The following is a 17,772-nucleotide window of genomic DNA, read 5'->3' on the forward strand; positions in this document are numbered from 1 at the left end:
CTGAGACTATATTCCTCGGTTATATCTTATTAATCCCTAGCTTCAAAAAGCAATCTCTCTCCGAATTTTCCTTCTGCAATTTTACCATTATCATACACAAGATGTCCATTAACAAAAGTATGGGTAACCTTCGAGTGGAAGTTCATTCCTTCCAAAGGACTCCAACCGCATTTGTACAGTAAATTATCTTTAGAAACCGTCCAGTTTTCATTTAAATCAACTAAAACCAAATCTGCTTTATATCCTTCCTTCACAAAACCTCTTTTTTCAACTTTAAAAAGGATGGCAGGATTGTGAGACATCTTTTCAACGATTTTCTCAAGGGATATTTTACCGTTTTTATAGTTTTCCAGCATCACAACTAATGAATGTTGTACCAAAGGTGCTCCTGAAGGACATTTTGTATATACATTATTTTTTTCTTCTGCAGTATGTGGAGCGTGATCTGTAGCGATAACATCAATTCTGTCATCTAACAATGCTTCCCAAAGGGCATCTTTATCCTTTTGAGTTTTTACAGCCGGATTCCATTTGATAAGTCCGCCTTTTGTTTCATAATCCTCATTGGTAAAAGTCAGATGGTGAACACACACCTCAGCAGTGATCTTTTTATCTTTTAAAGGAATATCATTTCTGAAAAGTTCCATTTCCTTTGCTGTCGAAAGATGAAAAACATGAAGTCTCGCTCCTGTTTTTTCGGCAAGTTCAATAGCTTTGGAAGAAGATATATAACATGCTTCTTCGCTTCTGATCAAATGATGGAATTTTACAGGAATATCTTCACCATACTCATCCATGTATTTTTGAGTATTGGCTCTGATCGTAGCTTCATCTTCACAGTGAACAGCAATCAGCATTTGGGTATTGCTGAAAATATTTTCCAGTGTTTCCGGATTATCCACCAGCATATTTCCTGTAGATGAGCCTAAGAATAATTTGATTCCCGGAACAGTTCTTGGATTTGTTTTCAAAACCTCCTCCAGATTATCATTGGTTCCTCCCATCATAAAACCATAGTTGGCATAAGCTTTTTGGGAAGCAATCTCATATTTATCTGCTAACAGTTCCTGGGTAACAGCATTCGGTACTGTATTGGGCTGATCGATAAAGCTGGTAACTCCACCGGCAATCGCCGCCCTTGATTCACTTTCAATATCTCCTTTATGAGTAAGTCCCGGATCACGGAAATGTACTTGATCATCGATTACTCCCGGAAGAAGATACTTTCCTGAACCATCAATGATCTGATCTGCTTCTTCAGAAATATCAGCAGCTATCCTGGAAATTAAGTCATTTTCTATTAGGATATCGCTTTCAAAGACTTTTCCTTCGTTGACGATATTTACGTTTTTTATAAGAACTTTCATTTCAATTTATTTCCCCGTAAAATTAAGATTTTATGTTTTAATTCACCCCAAAATCACCAAACGAATACTTAAAGTTTTACATTTGTAAAAAATTTCGACTTTGTATAAGAAACTATTAGGGCAGACAATCATCTATGGAGCGGGGGCTATAGCACCCAGAATTATTTTATTCATCCTGAATCCACTTTTGATTTATAAAATTCCCAATGAAGGTTTTGCGATTTTCACCCAGCTTTATGCGTGGATTTCTTTTGTTAATATCATTCTTTCTTTCGGTTTTGAAACGGCATATTTCCGTTTTTCAGCTGAAGAGGGTAATGAAAAAAGAACGTTCAATACTTCATTCTGGTTTTTGTTTTCAACGTCCACGGTTTTTCTTGCATTGTGCTATTTACTCAATCAGCCTATTGCAGATTATTTAGGGTATCATGATAATCCTGAATACATCAGATGGTTTGCTTTGATTGCATTTTTTGATAATTTATTGGTGATTCCGTTTGCATGGCTGCGTTTTCATAATAAACCTATCAAATACTCTGCTGTAAGAGTTGTTCAGGCTATATTTCAGGCTGTTTTTACTGCGGCATTATTCTTCTGGATTCCGGAAAACATATCCAAAAGTTTTGGGTTGGACCAAAATGTAGATTATCCGTTCTTCAGTAATTTGGCAGGAAGCGCTTTAGGAGTTTTATTACTCCTTCCTATTATATTAAAAGTAAGATTTCAGTTTGTGACCTCTTTATTCGGGCGTATGATCAAATATTCCTTTCCGCTCATGCTGGCAGGTCTGGCTTTTATGGTCAATGAAAATTTTGATAAATCTATCCAGAGAAATCATATTTCAGACGAAGAAGCCGGTGCTTATGGTGGCTGCTATAAACTGGCTGTACTGATGACCTTGTTTGTCACAGCATACAGAATGGGTATTGAACCTTTCTTTTTTAAACAAATGGATAAAGGTGATGCCAAAAAGACTTATGCCAAAGTAGCAGAATACTTTTCCTTTTTTGCCTGTGCCGTAGCGTTAGGAATTATCGCCAATATATCCTGGCTGAAAGAAGTTTTCATTCCCAACAAATCTTATTGGATCGCTATAGACATCATCCCGATTATTGTTATTGCCAATCTCTGCTTCGGAATATATTATAACTTTTCCACCTGGTATAAAGTAACGGACAGAACCAGTGTAGGAACTGTTATTTCATGGCTTGGAGCAGGAATAAACATTGCCCTTAATCTTTTAGCCTTAACCTATTACCACAGCATGATCGGTTCTGCGTGGGCTACATTTGGAGCCTATGTTATTATGATGATTGTATCTTATCTTCTGGGGCAGAAATATTATCCTATTCCCTACAGAATGAAGAAAATGTCCTTCTTCCTTATATTACTTGCGATCTTTAGTTTTATCATTGTAAAATATCTTAATTATAATATTCTAACAAGTAATGCCCTGTTTCTGATCTTCACCGGAATTTTGATTTATTCCGAAAAAGACTTGATTTTATCGAGAATCAGAAAAAATTAAACTTTGGTCTTTATTTTGATAGTAAACAAACCTATTCAAATATTAAAAAGATATAAATCATATACCAACAAAGGTTTTAATTATTATCTTTAACCAAATTATTAAAATAACTATAAAAAATTTTTTATATAATTTATGAAAATTATTGTTCCTATGGCTGGACGTGGTTCCAGATTACGTCCCCATACACTGACAGTTCCAAAACCGCTTATTCCTATTGCAGGAAAACCTATCGTACAGAGATTGGTGGAAGATATTGCTAAAGTTGCAGGAGAAAATATTGAAGAGGTAGCTTTTATCATCGGAGATTTTGGCCCTGAGATCGAAAGATCCCTTATTCAGATTGCTGAAAAGCTAGGAGCAAAAGGAAGCATATATTATCAGAACGATCCTCTTGGTACCGCTCATGCAATCAAATGTGCTGAGCAATCTATGCAGGGAGATATCGTTATTGCTTTTGCAGATACCCTTTTCCGTGCAGACTTCCAATTAGACAAAAATTCTGATGGAGTGATCTGGGTGAAAAGTGTAGAAGATCCATCTGCTTTCGGAGTTGTAAAATTAGACAATTACGGTTTCATCACAGATTTTGTTGAAAAACCGACTGTTTATGTTTCAGATCTTGCCATCATTGGTATTTATTATTTCAACAGTGCTGAAAAGCTGATGGAAGAGATCAACTATATCATGGACAATGATATTAAAAACGGAGGTGAATATCAATTGACAACAGCACTTGAAAACCTTAGATCTAAAGGAGCCAAATTTACCCTTGGAAAAGTAAACGACTGGATGGACTGTGGTAACAAAAATGCCACTGTAGAAACCAACAGCAAAATCCTTGAGTATGAAAGAGAGGAAATGATGAATCACCCTGCTTCTGCTGTGATTGAAAATTCTTTGATTATTCAGCCGTGCTTTATTGGTGAAAATGTAAAAATCTCCAATTCAAAAGTAGGACCTGGAGTTTCATTAGGAAACAATACAACGGTTGTTAATTCTAATATTGAAAACTCCCTGATTCAGGAAAACACCAGAATCAATCACGGAAATCTTTCTAATTCTATGATCGGTAACTCTGCACAATATTTCGGAGTGGCCAGAGAAATTTCTTTGGGAGACTATTCCGTGTTAGATTTTCTATCTAAATAAAAGAATAGAAATTATTTAACTTAAACAAGATATCATCAAGCCACACAACATGTTTTGTGTGGTTTGGCGTTAATATTGCACCGTATTTTTAATTAAAGATAAATACATGAAAAACTGGATTCCCCTTCTTTTATTGCTTCTTGTCTTATCATCCTGTAAGACCCGTACCAAAGTTCAAAATGATACAGATCAGACACGGGACAGTATTACTACAACAGTGGATAAAGACAATGGAAATCCAAAAGATGTAAACCAACCGGTGAGAGACAAACTCACTTTTTTCGAACATGTATTGATTCCACCCAAATTTGAGCAGATCAAGATTGACAGCAAAGTTCGGGTAGAAACGGGAAGCTATGTCCCTACCCTGGATGCTACTGTCTATATTGAAAATGACAAAAAGGTATGGATGAATCTCAGAGCTTTATTCATCAATGCGGCCAGAGGTATTGCGACTCCTGAAGGAATAAAAGGCCAGGATAAGATCAACAAAACCTATATAGATTCCGACTTTGATTATCTTAATAATTTACTGAACGTTAATTTCATTGATTATAAATCTTTGGAGAAAATCCTGTTAGGAAGAACTTTTGTCAAAATAAATGACAGACAATTTGATCTGACACAAAATGCACAAGGCTTCAAAATGGTTTCTAACATCAATCAGAAAATTACAACAGATGAAAAAAACAGGGAATATAAAATTGCACTTCAATACGACACTAATTACGATTTATTATCCGTCAATTTAAAAGATATTCTGTCTTCAGACGAACTTGATGTTTCTTATAGTGACTGGAATGAATATGAAGGAATCCGTCTTCCAAAAAATGTTAAAATAATTATAAAAGGCTCAAAATCTAGTCAGATCTTAATGGAAAATACGAAATTTGACTTTTCGAGGATGGAAACACCTTATTCTGTACCATCCAGTTATAAGAAAATTGAGATTAAATGATTAAAAAATTTAGCTTTTTAATAGGTGTTTTGATGTTTGGACTGCACCAGGGACAGCAGAACAAAGAACAGCTGCAGAAGCAGAATGCCGAACTTAAAAAACAAATTGCACAAATAAATTCCGATTTAGCCAAAACCAGAAGTGAATCTAAGCTTTCTGTAGCTTATCTTTCCAATGTGAACCAAAAATTGGTTTTAAGAGAGAAGGTATATAATAATACTCAGAAAGAAAAAAGATTCATTGAGGATGATATCTATTTACGTCAGCTGGAAATCAATCGTCAGAACAAAGAACTGGCTGTATTGAGAAAAAACTATGCTGAGGTTTTGGTGAATGCTTATAAAAATAAAGGTGTACAGAACAAAGTAACTTTTATTCTTTCTGCCAAAAATCTAGGAGAAGGTATACGTAGAGTACAGTACCTGAAACAATACTCAGATTATCAGGATAAAAAAGCAGCTGAAATTACCAATGCTGCCAACCTGATCAAGAAAACAATTGCACAAAGACAAAACTCTGTAAAAGAGAAAGCAAACCTTCTGGTAAACCAACAGAAGGATTTGGCGACGATCAATGCTGAAAGAGCTCAGAAAGAGCAGTTGGTAACTGATTTTAAGAAAAACGAATCCAAACTGACCGCTGAACTTAAGCAGAAGCAAGTTCAGTCCAAAGCATTGGAAGGACAGATCAGAGCTATTATTGCTGAAGAAATCAGAATTGCTAAAGCAGAGGAAGAAGCAAGAAGAAAAGCAGAAGCAGAAAAAATACGTTTGGCTAAAATAGCTGCCGAAAGAGAAAAAGCAAGAATTGAAGCGGAAGCCAAAGCAAGAGCCGAAGCCCTTGAAAGAGAAAGAAGACTTGCTGAAGCTGAAGCTAAAAGAGCTGCAGATCTGGCGGCAAAAAGAGCTGAAGAAGAAAGAAAGCGTAGTGAAGATGCTGCCAAGGCAGAAGCCAATGCAAGAGATGAGTCCAGAAGAATAGCTGCTAAAAAAGCTTCAGATGAAGCCAATGTAAGAGCTAAAGAAGCTGCTGATAAATTAACAGCTGCAAGAGCCGCAGAAGCTGCTCTTACGAAGAGAAAAGAAGAAGAGAAAAAAGCTGCTGAAACGAAGGCAATGACAAGCTACGGAGTTTCTACCGCTACCGGAAACAGCTTTGCAGACAATAGAGGAAGACTTGGTTATCCTGCAGACAGAGCCGGACAAATCACCCACCGTTTCGGAAGACAGCAGCACCCGGTTTTCAAAAATATCTCTGAAGACAATACCGGTATTAAAATTTCTGTGCCTTCAGGTACACGTGCTAAATCTGTATTCCCGGGAACTGTATCTTCGGTTGTAGCAAGCAGTGATGGTACCAAGACCGTTATTATCAAACACGGAGGGTATTTTACTATTTATTCCAACTTATCCAATGCAAATGTTTCCAAAGGACAGCAGGTTTCATCAGGAACTGCAATAGGTACTATAGCCCAGGATTTTGATGGCGCTTATACTCTTGATTTCCAAGTATGGAATGGAAGTACACCAGTTGACCCATTAGGTTGGATTTCATATTAAAAAAAGTGTAACTTTGCAAAAATTTTAAGAGATGAATACACTAACAATACTTGCCTTATCTTGGCAACACATCCTTATCGTAGCAATACTTTTAGTATTACTTTTTGGAGGAAAGAAAATTCCGGAATTAATGAGAGGAGTAGGTTCAGGAATCAAAGAATTTAAAGATGCGGTAAAAGAAGAAGACAAACCAGGTTCTGAAAAAAAACCAACTTCGAACGATAATAATTCTCCAAGCAACTAAAATTCCTTAGAATTAATGAAATTTACTGAGACTGCATGGAAAGTCTTCAATCAAGCTATTGAAGACTATCACGTGTCTGATGACGTTAACACTCTAATTAATAACCCGTTCGAAAAAGATACTTTGGAACGGATTTTGTATGCAAAGAACTGGATTGATACCGTTCAATGGCATCTGGAAGATATAATTAGAGATGAAAATATTGATCCGGCTGAAGCTCTTCAACTCAAGAGAACAATAGACGCTTCCAATCAGAAAAGAACTGATCTGGTAGAATATATTGACGGCTGGTTCCTTACTAAGTTTGAAAATATAACTCCTAAATCTGAAGCAAAAATAAATACAGAAACTCCCGCTTGGGCAGTAGACAGATTATCAATTCTTGCATTAAAGGTTTATCATATGTCGTTAGAAGCGAATAGAGAATCGGCTTCTGAAGAACACAGAAACAACTGCCAGGCTAAACTGGATGTTCTGCTTACTCAGAAAGAGGACCTGTCAACTTCTATTAATCAGTTGCTTGCTGATATTGAGAACGGTAACGTTAAGATGAAAGTATACAAACAAATGAAAATGTATAACGATGAAAGTCTTAACCCAATCCTTTATCAAAAAGGGCAACAGAAATGAAACGACTAATTTTTCTTGGAGTACTTATCATATTAACATCTTCCTGTGCAACGGAAAAGCTAAACCTTTCCCCGTTGTCAAATAATTTTTATAGTGATACCAAAGGTTCTGATTCCGACAGAGGCTCAAAGAAGAATTTTAATATCAATATTAAAGAAAATGTAAATGCTTCTGAAATTTCAAATATGATCTCCACTTTTCCCAAGTTTAAAAACAATGGGTTGAACGATGAGGTTACCAGTTTGAAATACAGCCTTCAGAATTATTTATATGCTATTGATGCCAGTAATTCTGCCGGTAAAAGCAGAGCCCTTAAAAGCTTTGAAAAATCATACAAAAAAATTCAAAAGCTAAGACAAAATCTTGACAGAGATGACGATGAAGTTCTCAACAGATATCTGGTTCGTTTAAAAACCAATATCTCTGTTATTGAAGATGCTTTGCCAGGAAGTTAAAAACTAATTGAACAACTATCAATGATTAAAATTCAGGCGGAAGCCAATGTTCCCACAGAACACGGTACTTTCCGAATGATAGCTTTCTCCGAAAACGAAAACGACTGGATGCCTCATATGGCCATCGTGGCTGAAAATACAGATTTTTCAAAGCCTGTCAATGTTCGTTTCCATTCAGAATGTATTACCGGAGAAGTTTTCCATTCAAAAAAATGTGAATGCGGCCAACAATTGGATGCTGCAATGAAATATATCCATGAAAACGGTGGAATTATCATCTACCTTCGCCAGGAAGGAAGGAACATCGGGATCATCAACAAGCTGAAGGCATATTCCTTACAGGAAAAAGGTTTGGACACCGTACAGGCCAATCTTGAACTGGGACTTCCTGCAGATGACAGAAATTTTGGAGTAGCCATTGAAATCCTGAATCTGTTGGAAGTAAAAGACATCAACCTTCTGACCAACAATCCTGAAAAGGTAAGATATGTTGTAGACAGCAACATTCACCTTAATTCAAGAGTACCGCTACAGATTCCTGCGAACGAAATGAGCAAAGGATATCTGCAAACAAAAAAAGATTTCTTTGGACATCTTCTGGATGACAATGATAACTAAATAAAACAAAAGCTTCAGAATTTCTGAAGCTTTTTTATTTTACCTTACTACCTTGGGAAACTGTCATTATTCAGACCACAAATTTCACACGGAAAACACTCAAATAGGGCTTTAATTTAGCAACACCTGGCTTTCTTCTATACTATCAATAATGCTCAAATTACAGCATCTTATAAAATCATTTATAATCAGTCATTAACAAATCAAAAGCCCCGAGATTTCTCCCGGAGCTTTTTTAATTATAAAAAACTGAAAAGATATTCTAAATTATTTAGTCTTGATTTTAGACTCGTCAATATTGTAATATTTAATTACACTCTTGTAATCGTTGTAATCTACTACATTACCTTTAGCTGCTTTTGCTCCACCAGTACCCGTTCCATTAGCAGGAAGAATAAGTACTCTGAAATTTTTATTCTGATAATATGACGGATTAGCCGTTAAACTAAACGCAGCAGTAGAATTAATATTAATGGTAGCAGCAAATTTACTGAATTCATAAATATAATCTACAGCATCATTATTCGCATTACCTACATAACGGGTATATGGAAGAAGTTTCCAGATAGGAGAACCTCCGTCAGTTCCAACCTGCATATAAATAAGGACCATATCGGATTGTACTAATGGGCTGTTGAAATCATCAGTCCATCTGTACAGATTATCATCCACCTTAGTAAAACTAGGACTTATATCAAATGACTGGTTTATCGTATCATAATCTGTTCCCTGTACTACAGTATCATCACTATTATCACAACTGTAAGCTGTAAATCCAACAGCACCCAGGAATAAAAAGAGAAGTATTTTTTTCATTTCTTATTAAAGTTTAGTTATTATTTATATTGCGTATTCAAATCATATACCAAAAATCTCAAAAACTTTGTTTTCCTCATTTTTTTAATTGTATTTTTGTTCTTATTCAAAAAGTCATGAAGAAATTATTATATACTTCACTCTTTATTGTCGCATTGATAAGTCCTAAGGTGAACGCCCAATATCAGCCTAAAAATGCTTCTAAGGAAGATTTGAAAAAGGCTCAGCAATGGGTTGACAAAACTTATAAAAATCTTTCTCAGGATGAAAAACTAGGACAGCTTTTTATTGTGGCACTTTACACCAATAAAGGAGAAGACTATATCAGCCAGGTAAGAAACATTGTTGCCAATGATAAAATAGGCGGTCTGATCTTAATGCAGGACGATGCTGCAAGAGAAATCAATCTGGTCAATGAATTTCAGCAAAAATCTAAAGTTCCTTTGATGATTGGTATGGACGCAGAATGGGGACTGTATCAGAGAATAGCAACTGCTCACAAATTTCCATGGGCCATGACATTGGGTGCTATCCAGGATAAAAACCTTGTGTATCAGATGGCTGTAAAAATTGCTGAGGATTGCCACAGAATGGGAATCAACTGGGATTTTGCTCCTGTAGTGGATGTTAACACCAATCCTAATAATCCAATCATCGGCAACAGAAGTTTTGGTTCTGAAGTAGATAATGTAATCAGCTCTGCCCTATCCTATTCTAATGGTCTTCAGGACAACAATATCTTAGCAGCGATTAAACATTTCCCTGGCCACGGAGATACCAGCACAGACTCACACCTTGACCTTCCAGTGGTTTCCCACTCAATGGAAAGGCTTAACACCATAGAACTGGCGCCGTTCAAAGCGTTGATGAATAAAGGAATCGGAGGAGTAATGGTTGCCCATTTATATGTTCCAAGCTTAGAATCAGGAAAAGGAATCCCTGCTTCCGTTTCTAAAAACATCATTACCGGATTGCTTAAAGATAAGCTGGGTTATAAAGGTTTAATCATTACCGATGCATTAAATATGGGTGCTGTAGCGAATAAATACAAGCCGGGAGAACTGGATGCTATGGCTTTTAAAGCTGGAAATGATATTATGCTTTTCTCACAAGGTGTTTCTGAAGGTAAAAAACTGATTCAAAAAGCTATTGATAAAGGAGAAATTCCTCAGTCCAGAGTAGAAGAAAGTGTAAAAAAAATCTTATTGACTAAGTATTTCCTTGGCCTTACTCAATACACTCCAAAAAATCCGGAAAACATCAATGCTGATTTAAATAACAATTCTCATATCCAGCTGGTACAGAATCTTTATTCCAATGCACTGACTTTATTAAAGGATGAAAAGAAATTACTTCCTCTTACAGGAAAGCAGATTTACTATGTCCCTTTGGAAGAAGCCCCTTACCAGATTTTTGCCAACAGATTAGGTAATAACGTAATCATCAAAAAAGCAGGAGAAATAAATACGATTCCAGTAGGATCAACGGTCATTGTCGGATTCCATAAAGATAATTCAACAGCTTACAAACCTTATAAAGTTTCAGCAGAATCCAAGCAGGTTCTTTCTGAGCTTGCCAAAAATCAAAATGTAATTCTGAATGTATTCGGAAGTGCATACGCATTAAAGGATATTGACCTTTCAAAAGTTTCAACAGTTCTGGTTTCTTATGAAAACAATGATGATTCTATGAATGCCACAGCTGATGCTTTAAACGGAAAAACAAAAATATGGGGAAAACTTCCTGTACTGGTTAATGATCAGCTGAAACCAGGAATGGGTATTGATCTTAATGTGGTTACCTCAGTAAATAATACAACATCAAAACAACAATAATCTAATGAAAATAGGCATACTTTGCTATCCAACATATGGAGGAAGCGGAATTGTAGCAACAGAATTAGGAATGTCTCTTGCCAATAAAGGATATGAAGTGCATTTCATCAGTTCTGCACTTCCTGCAAGATTAGACATTACCAACCCGAATATTTTCTTCCACAGGGTAAATGTTCAAACCTATCCGCTGTTCCAGTATCAGCCTTATGATATTGCGCTAAGCTCGATGATCTACAGGGTTGTTAATCTATATAAACTGGATCTTCTTCATGCACATTATGCCATTCCGTATGCGTATGCGGCTTTTACAGCAAAGCAAATGCTTCAGGAAGACAATAATGATATTCCACTGGTAACTACCCTGCACGGTACAGATATTACGCTTGTAGGCCAGCACCCGAGTTATAAGCATGCTGTAGAATTTTCAATCAACCAATCAGATGCTATTACCTCGGTTTCTGAAAGTCTGAAAAAAGATACCCTTCAGTTTTTCAACATCAAAAAGGAAATTCAGGTGATTACCAATTTTATTGACAATTCTGAATTTGATGACTGCTCTGAGTGTCAGAGAACACAATTTGCCAATCCTGATGAAAAGATTCTGATCCATGTATCCAACCTTCGTCCTGTAAAGCGTGTGGATGAGGTACTTCAGATCTTTAAGAATGTGGAGAAAAAGGTAAAATCCAAACTGATCATCATTGGTGAAGGTCCCGATATGGAAAAAGTCAATCAGTTTTTAGAAGAAAACCCAGATCTTATCTCCAAAATCCGTCTTTTAGGAAAGGTAAATGATTTGTATAAAATCTTACAGCTTTCAGACGTATTTCTTCTTCCTTCCGAACAGGAAAGTTTCGGTCTGGCTGCTTTGGAAGCAATGGCCGCCTATACTCCGGTAATCAGTTCCAATGCAGGAGGAATTCCTGAGGTGAATATTCAGGGAGAAACAGGATATCTTGCTGAAATCGGAAATGTGGAGGCCATGAGCAACTACACCATCAAGCTGTTGAGCAATGATGAACTTTTAACCAAAATGAAGCAAAACGCGAAAGATCAGGCTATAAAATTCGATTTGAAAAACATTCTTCCTATCTATGAGAAAATGTATAGAACGACTATAGAAAACTTTAATAAGGAGCTGACGAAAGTATAATATTTCTATTATATTTATCGTCACACTTATGACGGAAAAACTACTTCAATATCTTTGGAACTATAAGGTTTTCAAAAATTTTGACTTCAAGGATATTGAAGGAAATTCCGTTGAAATCATCCATTTCGGAAAATGGAATAAAAATGCCGGCCCTGATTTTCTGGATGCTAAAATAAAAATCAACGGCTTACTTCTCGCGGGAAATATAGAGCTGCATGTTCGTTCTTCAGACTGGATTTTCCACAATCATTCTCAGGATCCCAATTATCAGAACATCATTCTGCATGTTGTACTTCAGCATGACATAGAAATTAAAGAACTTACCGGAAAACATGTTCCAGCTCTGGAGCTGAAAAATCATATCGATGAAAATATCATCCAGAAATATGAAAAACTCATTAATGGAAATGAATTTATTCCTTGTGAAAATATCTTTAATCCAAAAAAAATACCGCTGAACTTCCACGAAGAGAATATTCTGAAAAAGCTGGATGAGAAATCCCTGGAACTTGAGCGGAATTTAATTCAGTATAAAAATAATTTTGAAGCCGTATTGTTTCACAGTTTCGCCTATTCATTTGGATTAAAAGTAAATGCTCATATTTTCCGGCAGATTGCCGAAAGTGTGGATTACAGTGTTATTAATAAAATCCGCCAGAATCCTCTTCAGCTTGAAGCTTTATTTTTCGGAATATCGGGATGGCTAGAGAATCCGCAGGATGGACAGATGAAAATATGGAAAAGGGAATTTGATTTCATTAAAGCCAAATTTTCGATTTCGGATCTGAAGTTTCATCCTAAGTTTTTACGGTTAAGACCACCCAATTTCCCTACAATCCGATGGTCTCAGATGGCAGACCTTTACAAACATCAGAATCTATTTTCAAAGATTATGGAAGCCAGAAATGCGGATCAGCTGTATACTATCTTTAAAGCTATAAAAGCCTCTGAATACTGGGATTTTCATTTTAATTTCGGAAATATTTCAAAAGTACAGCCTAAAACACTGAGCAAGGATTTCATTGATCTTCTTATTTTAAATACTGTTCTTCCTTTAAAGTACACTTATCACAAATACCATCGGGAAGAGATTGCAGATGAAATTATTGAACTGTACAAAACTGTTTCTGCTGAAAAAAACACGATCATTAATGGGTGGCAAAAGCTTGGACTAAACATTACCAATGCACTCGAAAGCCAAAGCCTGATCTATCATCATAAAAACTATTGTGAAGCAAAAAATTGTTTAGCCTGTGGCATTGGATTTAAACTTTTAAAAGAATAATTCTCTTTATAGATAACATCATACAAAAACCTTATCAAAAAAATTCCTTAACTTGCAGTATTGGATTTAAACTTTTAAATAACAATCTGGAAATGCTGAGTAATATCCGTCATAAAATGGAAAGAGAATGGTTTGGTGTACTAACAAGAACGGGGGCCAAACTGGGAATTCCTGTATCTAAATTGAGAATCTTCTTCATTTACTCGACTTTTGCCACAGCCGGTTTTTTCTTTCTGATCTATCTGGGATTGGCATTTACACTTTGGATTAAAGATATTTTCATCACCAGAAGACCTAGTGTCTTTGATTTATAAATTATGGAATTTTTACCGATCACTTCTGCTGAAGATCATAGAATTCAGGAAATCTATGCTTCTTACACCACTACTTTTCCTGTAGACGAACAAAGGGATAAAGAACAGTTTGAGGGTTTATTTTCAAACCCTTATGTAAAGTTCATGTCTGTTGTCCATGAGTCTGAAGCTATTGGCTACCTTATCTTGTGGGAGCTTAGCACTTTTGTTTTTGTAGAGCATTTTGAAGTATTTGAAGCATTCAGAAGTAAGAAACTGGGTTCTCATATCATCAATCATATCTCAGAAAACTATCCGGGGGTTATTTTAGAAATTGAACCTGTAGATTTGAGTGAAGATGCTGCAAGACGTTATTCTTTTTATCAGAGAAATAATTTCAGTCTGATTGACGATACTCATATTCAGCCAAGTTATGGTGAGGGGAAAAAGTCTTTGAATTTATGGCTGCTTGCTAATTACACTCCTGAAAATGTGGAGGAAGCAAAAAAAGAAATTTACAATATTATTTATCACTAAAAATATAAAACGCCGGAATTGTTTTCCGGCGTTTATTGTTTTTTTAACCACAAAAGTTTTAAACAAGTTTTAGTTTACTTCGTACTCAAGTTTTATGGTAATACTGGCTTCTTTTTCTTTGGAAGAAGTATTGAAAGTTCCTCCATAGGAATAGTCTTCATTAGAATTGGGGGCTGTAATCTGGATTACTCCCATTGTTGCTTTCTTCAGATTTCCCAGGCTGCTTCCAGAATTCTCAGCAATTTTTTCAGCACGTTCTTTGGCATCTTTTGTCGCACTGGCAATCATTTCCTGTTTCACGGTAGCCAGTTTAGTATAAAAATAGGCTGGTGAAGAAGAGGTGAATTCAATTCCGCGATTGATAATTTCCGTAATATTTCTGGATAGGTTTTCTATTTTTCCTACTTCTTTACTTTCAATAGAAACTTTTTGGGTAAGATTATAACCTGAGAATTCTCCCTGTACGTAATTTCCATTGGTATCATTATAACTTCTGAACTGTTTTTGGATATCTACGGAAGAAAATACAATCTCCTTCTGCTGTATACCTTTTGAAAGCAGATAGTCATTGATTACTTTTCTGTCTGTCGCCAACTCATCATAAGCCGATTTCAGATCAGCATTATTTTTGGAAAAACTTCCGGACCAGGTGATCAGGTCTGATGTAAACTGTTTGGTACCGAGGCCTGTTACGGAAATTGTATTTTCAGATTTGTTTCTGTTTTTAATGGCGTTTCCTAAAAATCCGAGCCCGATTATGAAACCCAGCGCGGCTATAGCTACTGCAAAAATATTTTTATTCATAAAACTTGTGAATTTGGGTTGTTGTTACACTGAAGATTGTATCAATTACCATTCCAATATTTTAAGATTTTTTTAACATTTCAAAGATAAAGATTGAAAATACAACTTATTCAGCATAGCTAGATATTTCTCTCTTCAACTACTTTTGATTTTCTTTCAGTCTTACGATAAAAAGAGGTACTGTTTCTTCTAACCTCAGCATTACTCCTGAAAGATTTTTTGCTTTCACATAGGTTCGTACCTGAGGTTTTGCTAAAAATGAAAACTGAATAAATTCTGAAATTCTGTCAGCGGGGATTCCGGCTTTTACAAAATAATCATCATCTATCCTGTCCCGAATCCAGGCAACATGTTCCTGAAGATCATCATATCTATATTGTCTTTTCTGTCTTCTCGCTTTACCACTTATCAGATCATAAACTCCCTGAACATTCAGATTTCCTAAAAGTATCGGCAAAAGAACACTCTTCACTTCGGCTGGTTTTTCTCTCATTTTTCCAACCGGCTGTGGAAGCCCTACTGCATCTCTCACCTGTTCTCCTTTATCTACTTTTGCAACAATCCGTGAATCTGTTTCCAGATCTCCCGTTAGTTTTTTTACAATCTTCACTTCTCCTACATCTCTCGGAATCTGATAAAGAGTAATAAACAGCGGAGAATTAACACCATTGGTAAGAACTCTTCTGGATGTTCTGTTGAAGTCTTCTTTTACAAATCTCAGTTCATCATTCGGATTGGCTTCTATAGAGAACACCCCTTCTGAATCAGAATATACCTTTTTGTCGGAAGACATGTTGATAACAATCACTTTACTTAAGTTTTCTCCATTATCATCCACTACCCGTCCTGTTACGGTCTGCTGAGAAAAAATAAAAGTACTGCACAGAAGCATAAGGAAAAGAAGAAATTTTCTCAGCCCAAATGTTTCAATATTTTCAGTCATATACCCCAACTTTTATTATTCTTTAGTTCCCTCTAATTTATTCGTTTTGCTGTATTCCGCGAATGCTGTTTTAAGCTCATACTCTACAACACTTATCTGAAAATCCTTCCTGTATCTCTTTGCCAGTGAACGTGTTTTTTCTGCATACAGGAGGAAGGTATCTATCTGTTCCTCATCCATTCCGTATTTTTTCAGAAAATTCAGGTTGACCTGATTTTTTACTCTTTTAAGGAAATCCTGAGTTTCATTGTAATTCGCTTTGGTAATTTTAGGTTTTGTTGCTTTCTTTACCAATCCTGATACAGCATTAAATACGCCAAACAGGTTTACCTGCCCTACATTAAAATCATGTCCTGTAAAAGTTTTTGAAATGGTATTATTCGGTAAAGGCTGATTAAGCGGACTTTTCATATAATCCTCCATATCAGATTTTAACGACTGAAGTTTTTTTGATTCATTCAAATGCTGATTATCTTTCGCTAAATTTCCTGTAGGCTTATAGGTAATTTTCACTTCAGGAATCTGGATTTCCATTCTTTTGAGAATAATATTCAATGGAGAATTCATTTCTTCGCTGGTAATCTTTTTATCAACACGGTAGTATCCTTCTTTAACAAATCTGATCTCATCATTTTCTTTTGCTTCAATCTCAAATGTCCCGGACATATCACTTAACATACTTTTACCTTGTGAAATATTGACAATGAGTACAGGTGTTAAATCCAGTTCGTTCCCCGTGATCACTTTTCCTGATATCTTTTGCTGCGCCCATAATCCCGAAGTAATACAAAAAAGCGCAAGAAACAGAATCTTTCCGATACATTTTATTTTCATCTATCTTTGAGTTTGTGGAGCACGGTAGGATGAAATTCTTGTCAGAACAAAACGTTGAAACCTGTTCAGATCTGCATCACTACAAAATCCATACTTCAGTATTTTTTTTCTCTCAAAACCACCTGCAAAAACATAATAAATAAAATGGTCTATCAGAGGTTTTTCGATCTTAAGATTGGTAAAATAATCATCTCCGAGACTCGCTCTGATGTATTTCATCAAATCTACGTCATCCCATTTGTTTTTCACTTTTCCTATAGAGAATCCCTGGCCTTTTGGCTGTACAAATTCCCCCGGCTTGGCTGCCAATATTCTCGGGTCAGATTTCTTAGCCATATATTGGTCCATATCTTTGAGTAGCTTTTCAACCTTTTTAGGCTTGTTGTAGAGCTTTGAATCTATTTTAAGATTGCCGGTAAGCCCCTGTTTCACTTCCACTTCAGGAATCTGAATAGTTTGGCGAACAAGGCTTATATTCATAGGAGATTGTATATTTTCCTGAGAAACTTTCCTCGTGAGTCTTTCATATCCTGCTTTGATAAAACGTAATTCATCCCCTTGTCTTCCGGAAATCATAAAATGACCGTCTCTGTTGGAAACTACGATTTCATCAGTACGGATATTGATTACATTCACATCTTCCATTTCAGCACCATTTTCAGATGTAATTCTTCCGAATATATAACTTTGGGCATGGGTATGTATAAAAAAAATAAAGGATAGAAAAAAGAATAGTTTGAGTTTCACTGGCTGTTTTTTAT

19 protein-coding genes are annotated in these 17,772 nt (G+C 35.9%); 13 read left to right on the top strand and 6 right to left on the bottom strand.

Features of this window, described 5'->3' with window-relative positions:
• Positions 1-29: 29 nt before the first annotated feature.
• Positions 30-1,367, bottom strand: coding sequence for a dihydroorotase (locus ACTJIP_RS22360; RefSeq protein ID WP_440705116.1), 1,338 nt, complete (start codon positions 1,365-1,367; stop codon positions 30-32).
• Between the two features lie 100 nt (positions 1,368-1,467).
• Here ACTJIP_RS22360 and ACTJIP_RS22365 point away from each other — a divergent pair, with 100 nt between their 5' ends.
• The 8 genes from ACTJIP_RS22365 (at position 1,468) to ribA (ending at position 8,511) form a co-directional block, all read left to right on the top strand.
• Positions 1,468-2,895: an oligosaccharide flippase family protein gene (locus ACTJIP_RS22365; protein ID WP_077413779.1), complete on the top strand. Its 1,428-nt coding sequence runs from the start codon at positions 1,468-1,470 to the stop codon at positions 2,893-2,895.
• Positions 2,896-3,030: 135 nt separating this feature from the next.
• Entirely contained in the window at positions 3,031-4,047 is a 1,017-nt protein-coding gene (locus ACTJIP_RS22370) for a sugar phosphate nucleotidyltransferase (RefSeq protein ID WP_077413780.1), read from the top strand.
• Positions 4,048-4,153: 106 nt separating this feature from the next.
• Complete coding sequence (locus tag ACTJIP_RS22375; protein ID WP_077413781.1) at positions 4,154-5,005, top strand: DUF4292 domain-containing protein; 852 nt, start codon at positions 4,154-4,156, stop codon at positions 5,003-5,005.
• On the top strand, positions 5,002-6,564 hold the full coding sequence (locus ACTJIP_RS22380) for a peptidoglycan DD-metalloendopeptidase family protein (RefSeq protein ID WP_426480901.1): 1,563 nt from the start codon (positions 5,002-5,004) through the stop codon (positions 6,562-6,564). Before ACTJIP_RS22375 ends, ACTJIP_RS22380 begins: the two co-directional genes overlap by 4 nt.
• 31 nt (positions 6,565-6,595) lie before the next feature.
• Positions 6,596-6,808 (top strand): twin-arginine translocase TatA/TatE family subunit, encoded by a 213-nt coding sequence (locus tag ACTJIP_RS22385; protein WP_047373994.1) that lies wholly within the window; start codon positions 6,596-6,598, stop codon positions 6,806-6,808.
• Between the two features lie 15 nt (positions 6,809-6,823).
• On the top strand, positions 6,824-7,438 hold the full coding sequence (locus ACTJIP_RS22390) for a DUF4254 domain-containing protein (RefSeq protein ID WP_047382879.1): 615 nt from the start codon (positions 6,824-6,826) through the stop codon (positions 7,436-7,438).
• Positions 7,435-7,893 (top strand): hypothetical protein, encoded by a 459-nt coding sequence (locus tag ACTJIP_RS22395; protein ID WP_047373996.1) that lies wholly within the window; start codon positions 7,435-7,437, stop codon positions 7,891-7,893. The genes ACTJIP_RS22390 and ACTJIP_RS22395 overlap by 4 nt, the downstream gene beginning before the upstream one ends.
• A gap of 21 nt (positions 7,894-7,914) precedes the next feature.
• On the top strand, positions 7,915-8,511 hold the full coding sequence (gene ribA, locus ACTJIP_RS22400) for a GTP cyclohydrolase II (protein WP_077413784.1): 597 nt from the start codon (positions 7,915-7,917) through the stop codon (positions 8,509-8,511).
• A gap of 267 nt (positions 8,512-8,778) precedes the next feature.
• Here ribA and ACTJIP_RS22405 read toward each other — a convergent pair whose 3' ends face one another.
• Positions 8,779-9,327: a hypothetical protein gene (locus tag ACTJIP_RS22405; protein WP_077413785.1), complete on the bottom strand. Its 549-nt coding sequence runs from the start codon at positions 9,325-9,327 to the stop codon at positions 8,779-8,781.
• A gap of 116 nt (positions 9,328-9,443) precedes the next feature.
• Here ACTJIP_RS22405 and ACTJIP_RS22410 point away from each other — a divergent pair, with 116 nt between their 5' ends.
• The 5 genes from ACTJIP_RS22410 (at position 9,444) to ACTJIP_RS22430 (ending at position 14,430) form a co-directional block, all read left to right on the top strand.
• On the top strand, positions 9,444-11,162 hold the full coding sequence (locus ACTJIP_RS22410) for a glycoside hydrolase family 3 protein (RefSeq protein WP_440705117.1): 1,719 nt from the start codon (positions 9,444-9,446) through the stop codon (positions 11,160-11,162).
• A 4-nt stretch (positions 11,163-11,166) separates the two neighbouring features.
• A complete protein-coding gene (gene bshA, locus ACTJIP_RS22415) occupies positions 11,167-12,315 on the top strand; it encodes an N-acetyl-alpha-D-glucosaminyl L-malate synthase BshA (protein ID WP_047420302.1) in 1,149 nt (382 codons plus the stop codon).
• 28 nt (positions 12,316-12,343) lie between these two features.
• Positions 12,344-13,600, top strand: a complete 1,257-nt coding sequence (locus ACTJIP_RS22420; protein WP_077413787.1) for a DUF2851 family protein — start codon at positions 12,344-12,346, stop codon at positions 13,598-13,600.
• Positions 13,601-13,692: 92 nt separating this feature from the next.
• Complete coding sequence (locus ACTJIP_RS22425) at positions 13,693-13,914, top strand: PspC family transcriptional regulator (protein WP_034695702.1); 222 nt, start codon at positions 13,693-13,695, stop codon at positions 13,912-13,914.
• 3 nt (positions 13,915-13,917) lie between these two features.
• Positions 13,918-14,430, top strand: coding sequence for a GNAT family N-acetyltransferase (locus ACTJIP_RS22430; protein WP_077413788.1), 513 nt, complete (start codon positions 13,918-13,920; stop codon positions 14,428-14,430).
• 69 nt (positions 14,431-14,499) lie between these two features.
• On the opposite strand, the gene ACTJIP_RS22435 is transcribed toward ACTJIP_RS22430, so the two are convergent.
• From ACTJIP_RS22435 to ACTJIP_RS22450, 4 genes are all read right to left on the bottom strand, one after another.
• On the bottom strand, positions 14,500-15,234 hold the full coding sequence (locus ACTJIP_RS22435) for an SIMPL domain-containing protein (protein WP_077413789.1): 735 nt from the start codon (positions 15,232-15,234) through the stop codon (positions 14,500-14,502).
• A gap of 139 nt (positions 15,235-15,373) precedes the next feature.
• Positions 15,374-16,177: a carboxypeptidase-like regulatory domain-containing protein gene (locus ACTJIP_RS22440; RefSeq protein ID WP_228408627.1), complete on the bottom strand. Its 804-nt coding sequence runs from the start codon at positions 16,175-16,177 to the stop codon at positions 15,374-15,376.
• Positions 16,178-16,192: 15 nt separating this feature from the next.
• Positions 16,193-17,011: a hypothetical protein gene (locus ACTJIP_RS22445; protein WP_440705118.1), complete on the bottom strand. Its 819-nt coding sequence runs from the start codon at positions 17,009-17,011 to the stop codon at positions 16,193-16,195.
• Positions 17,012-17,758 carry a hypothetical protein gene (locus ACTJIP_RS22450; protein ID WP_428168043.1) on the bottom strand — a complete coding sequence of 249 codons (747 nt, stop codon included), beginning with the start codon at positions 17,756-17,758 and terminating at the stop codon, positions 17,012-17,014.
• Positions 17,759-17,772 lie beyond the last annotated feature (14 nt).

The organism is Chryseobacterium sp. 22543 (assembly GCF_052044565.1).
Classification (GTDB): Bacteria; Bacteroidota; Bacteroidia; order Flavobacteriales; family Weeksellaceae; genus Chryseobacterium.

Coding starts and splice junctions, on each gene's coding strand:
- ACTJIP_RS22360 (WP_440705116.1), bottom strand. CDS start 1,367: ATGAAAGTTCTTATAAAAAACGTAAATATCGTCAACGAAGGAAAAGTC.
- ACTJIP_RS22370 (WP_077413780.1), top strand. CDS start 3,031: ATGAAAATTATTGTTCCTATGGCTGGACGTGGTTCCAGATTACGTCCC.
- ACTJIP_RS22375 (WP_077413781.1), top strand. CDS start 4,154: ATGAAAAACTGGATTCCCCTTCTTTTATTGCTTCTTGTCTTATCATCC.
- ACTJIP_RS22380 (WP_426480901.1), top strand. CDS start 5,002: ATGATTAAAAAATTTAGCTTTTTAATAGGTGTTTTGATGTTTGGACTG.
- ACTJIP_RS22385 (WP_047373994.1), top strand. CDS start 6,596: ATGAATACACTAACAATACTTGCCTTATCTTGGCAACACATCCTTATC.
- ACTJIP_RS22390 (WP_047382879.1), top strand. CDS start 6,824: ATGAAATTTACTGAGACTGCATGGAAAGTCTTCAATCAAGCTATTGAA.
- ACTJIP_RS22395 (WP_047373996.1), top strand. CDS start 7,435: ATGAAACGACTAATTTTTCTTGGAGTACTTATCATATTAACATCTTCC.
- ribA (WP_077413784.1), top strand. CDS start 7,915: ATGATTAAAATTCAGGCGGAAGCCAATGTTCCCACAGAACACGGTACT.
- ACTJIP_RS22405 (WP_077413785.1), bottom strand. CDS start 9,327: ATGAAAAAAATACTTCTCTTTTTATTCCTGGGTGCTGTTGGATTTACA.
- ACTJIP_RS22410 (WP_440705117.1), top strand. CDS start 9,444: ATGAAGAAATTATTATATACTTCACTCTTTATTGTCGCATTGATAAGT.
- bshA (WP_047420302.1), top strand. CDS start 11,167: ATGAAAATAGGCATACTTTGCTATCCAACATATGGAGGAAGCGGAATT.
- ACTJIP_RS22420 (WP_077413787.1), top strand. CDS start 12,344: ATGACGGAAAAACTACTTCAATATCTTTGGAACTATAAGGTTTTCAAA.
- ACTJIP_RS22425 (WP_034695702.1), top strand. CDS start 13,693: ATGCTGAGTAATATCCGTCATAAAATGGAAAGAGAATGGTTTGGTGTA.
- ACTJIP_RS22430 (WP_077413788.1), top strand. CDS start 13,918: ATGGAATTTTTACCGATCACTTCTGCTGAAGATCATAGAATTCAGGAA.
- ACTJIP_RS22435 (WP_077413789.1), bottom strand. CDS start 15,234: ATGAATAAAAATATTTTTGCAGTAGCTATAGCCGCGCTGGGTTTCATA.
- ACTJIP_RS22440 (WP_228408627.1), bottom strand. CDS start 16,177: ATGACTGAAAATATTGAAACATTTGGGCTGAGAAAATTTCTTCTTTTC.
- ACTJIP_RS22445 (WP_440705118.1), bottom strand. CDS start 17,011: ATGAAAATAAAATGTATCGGAAAGATTCTGTTTCTTGCGCTTTTTTGT.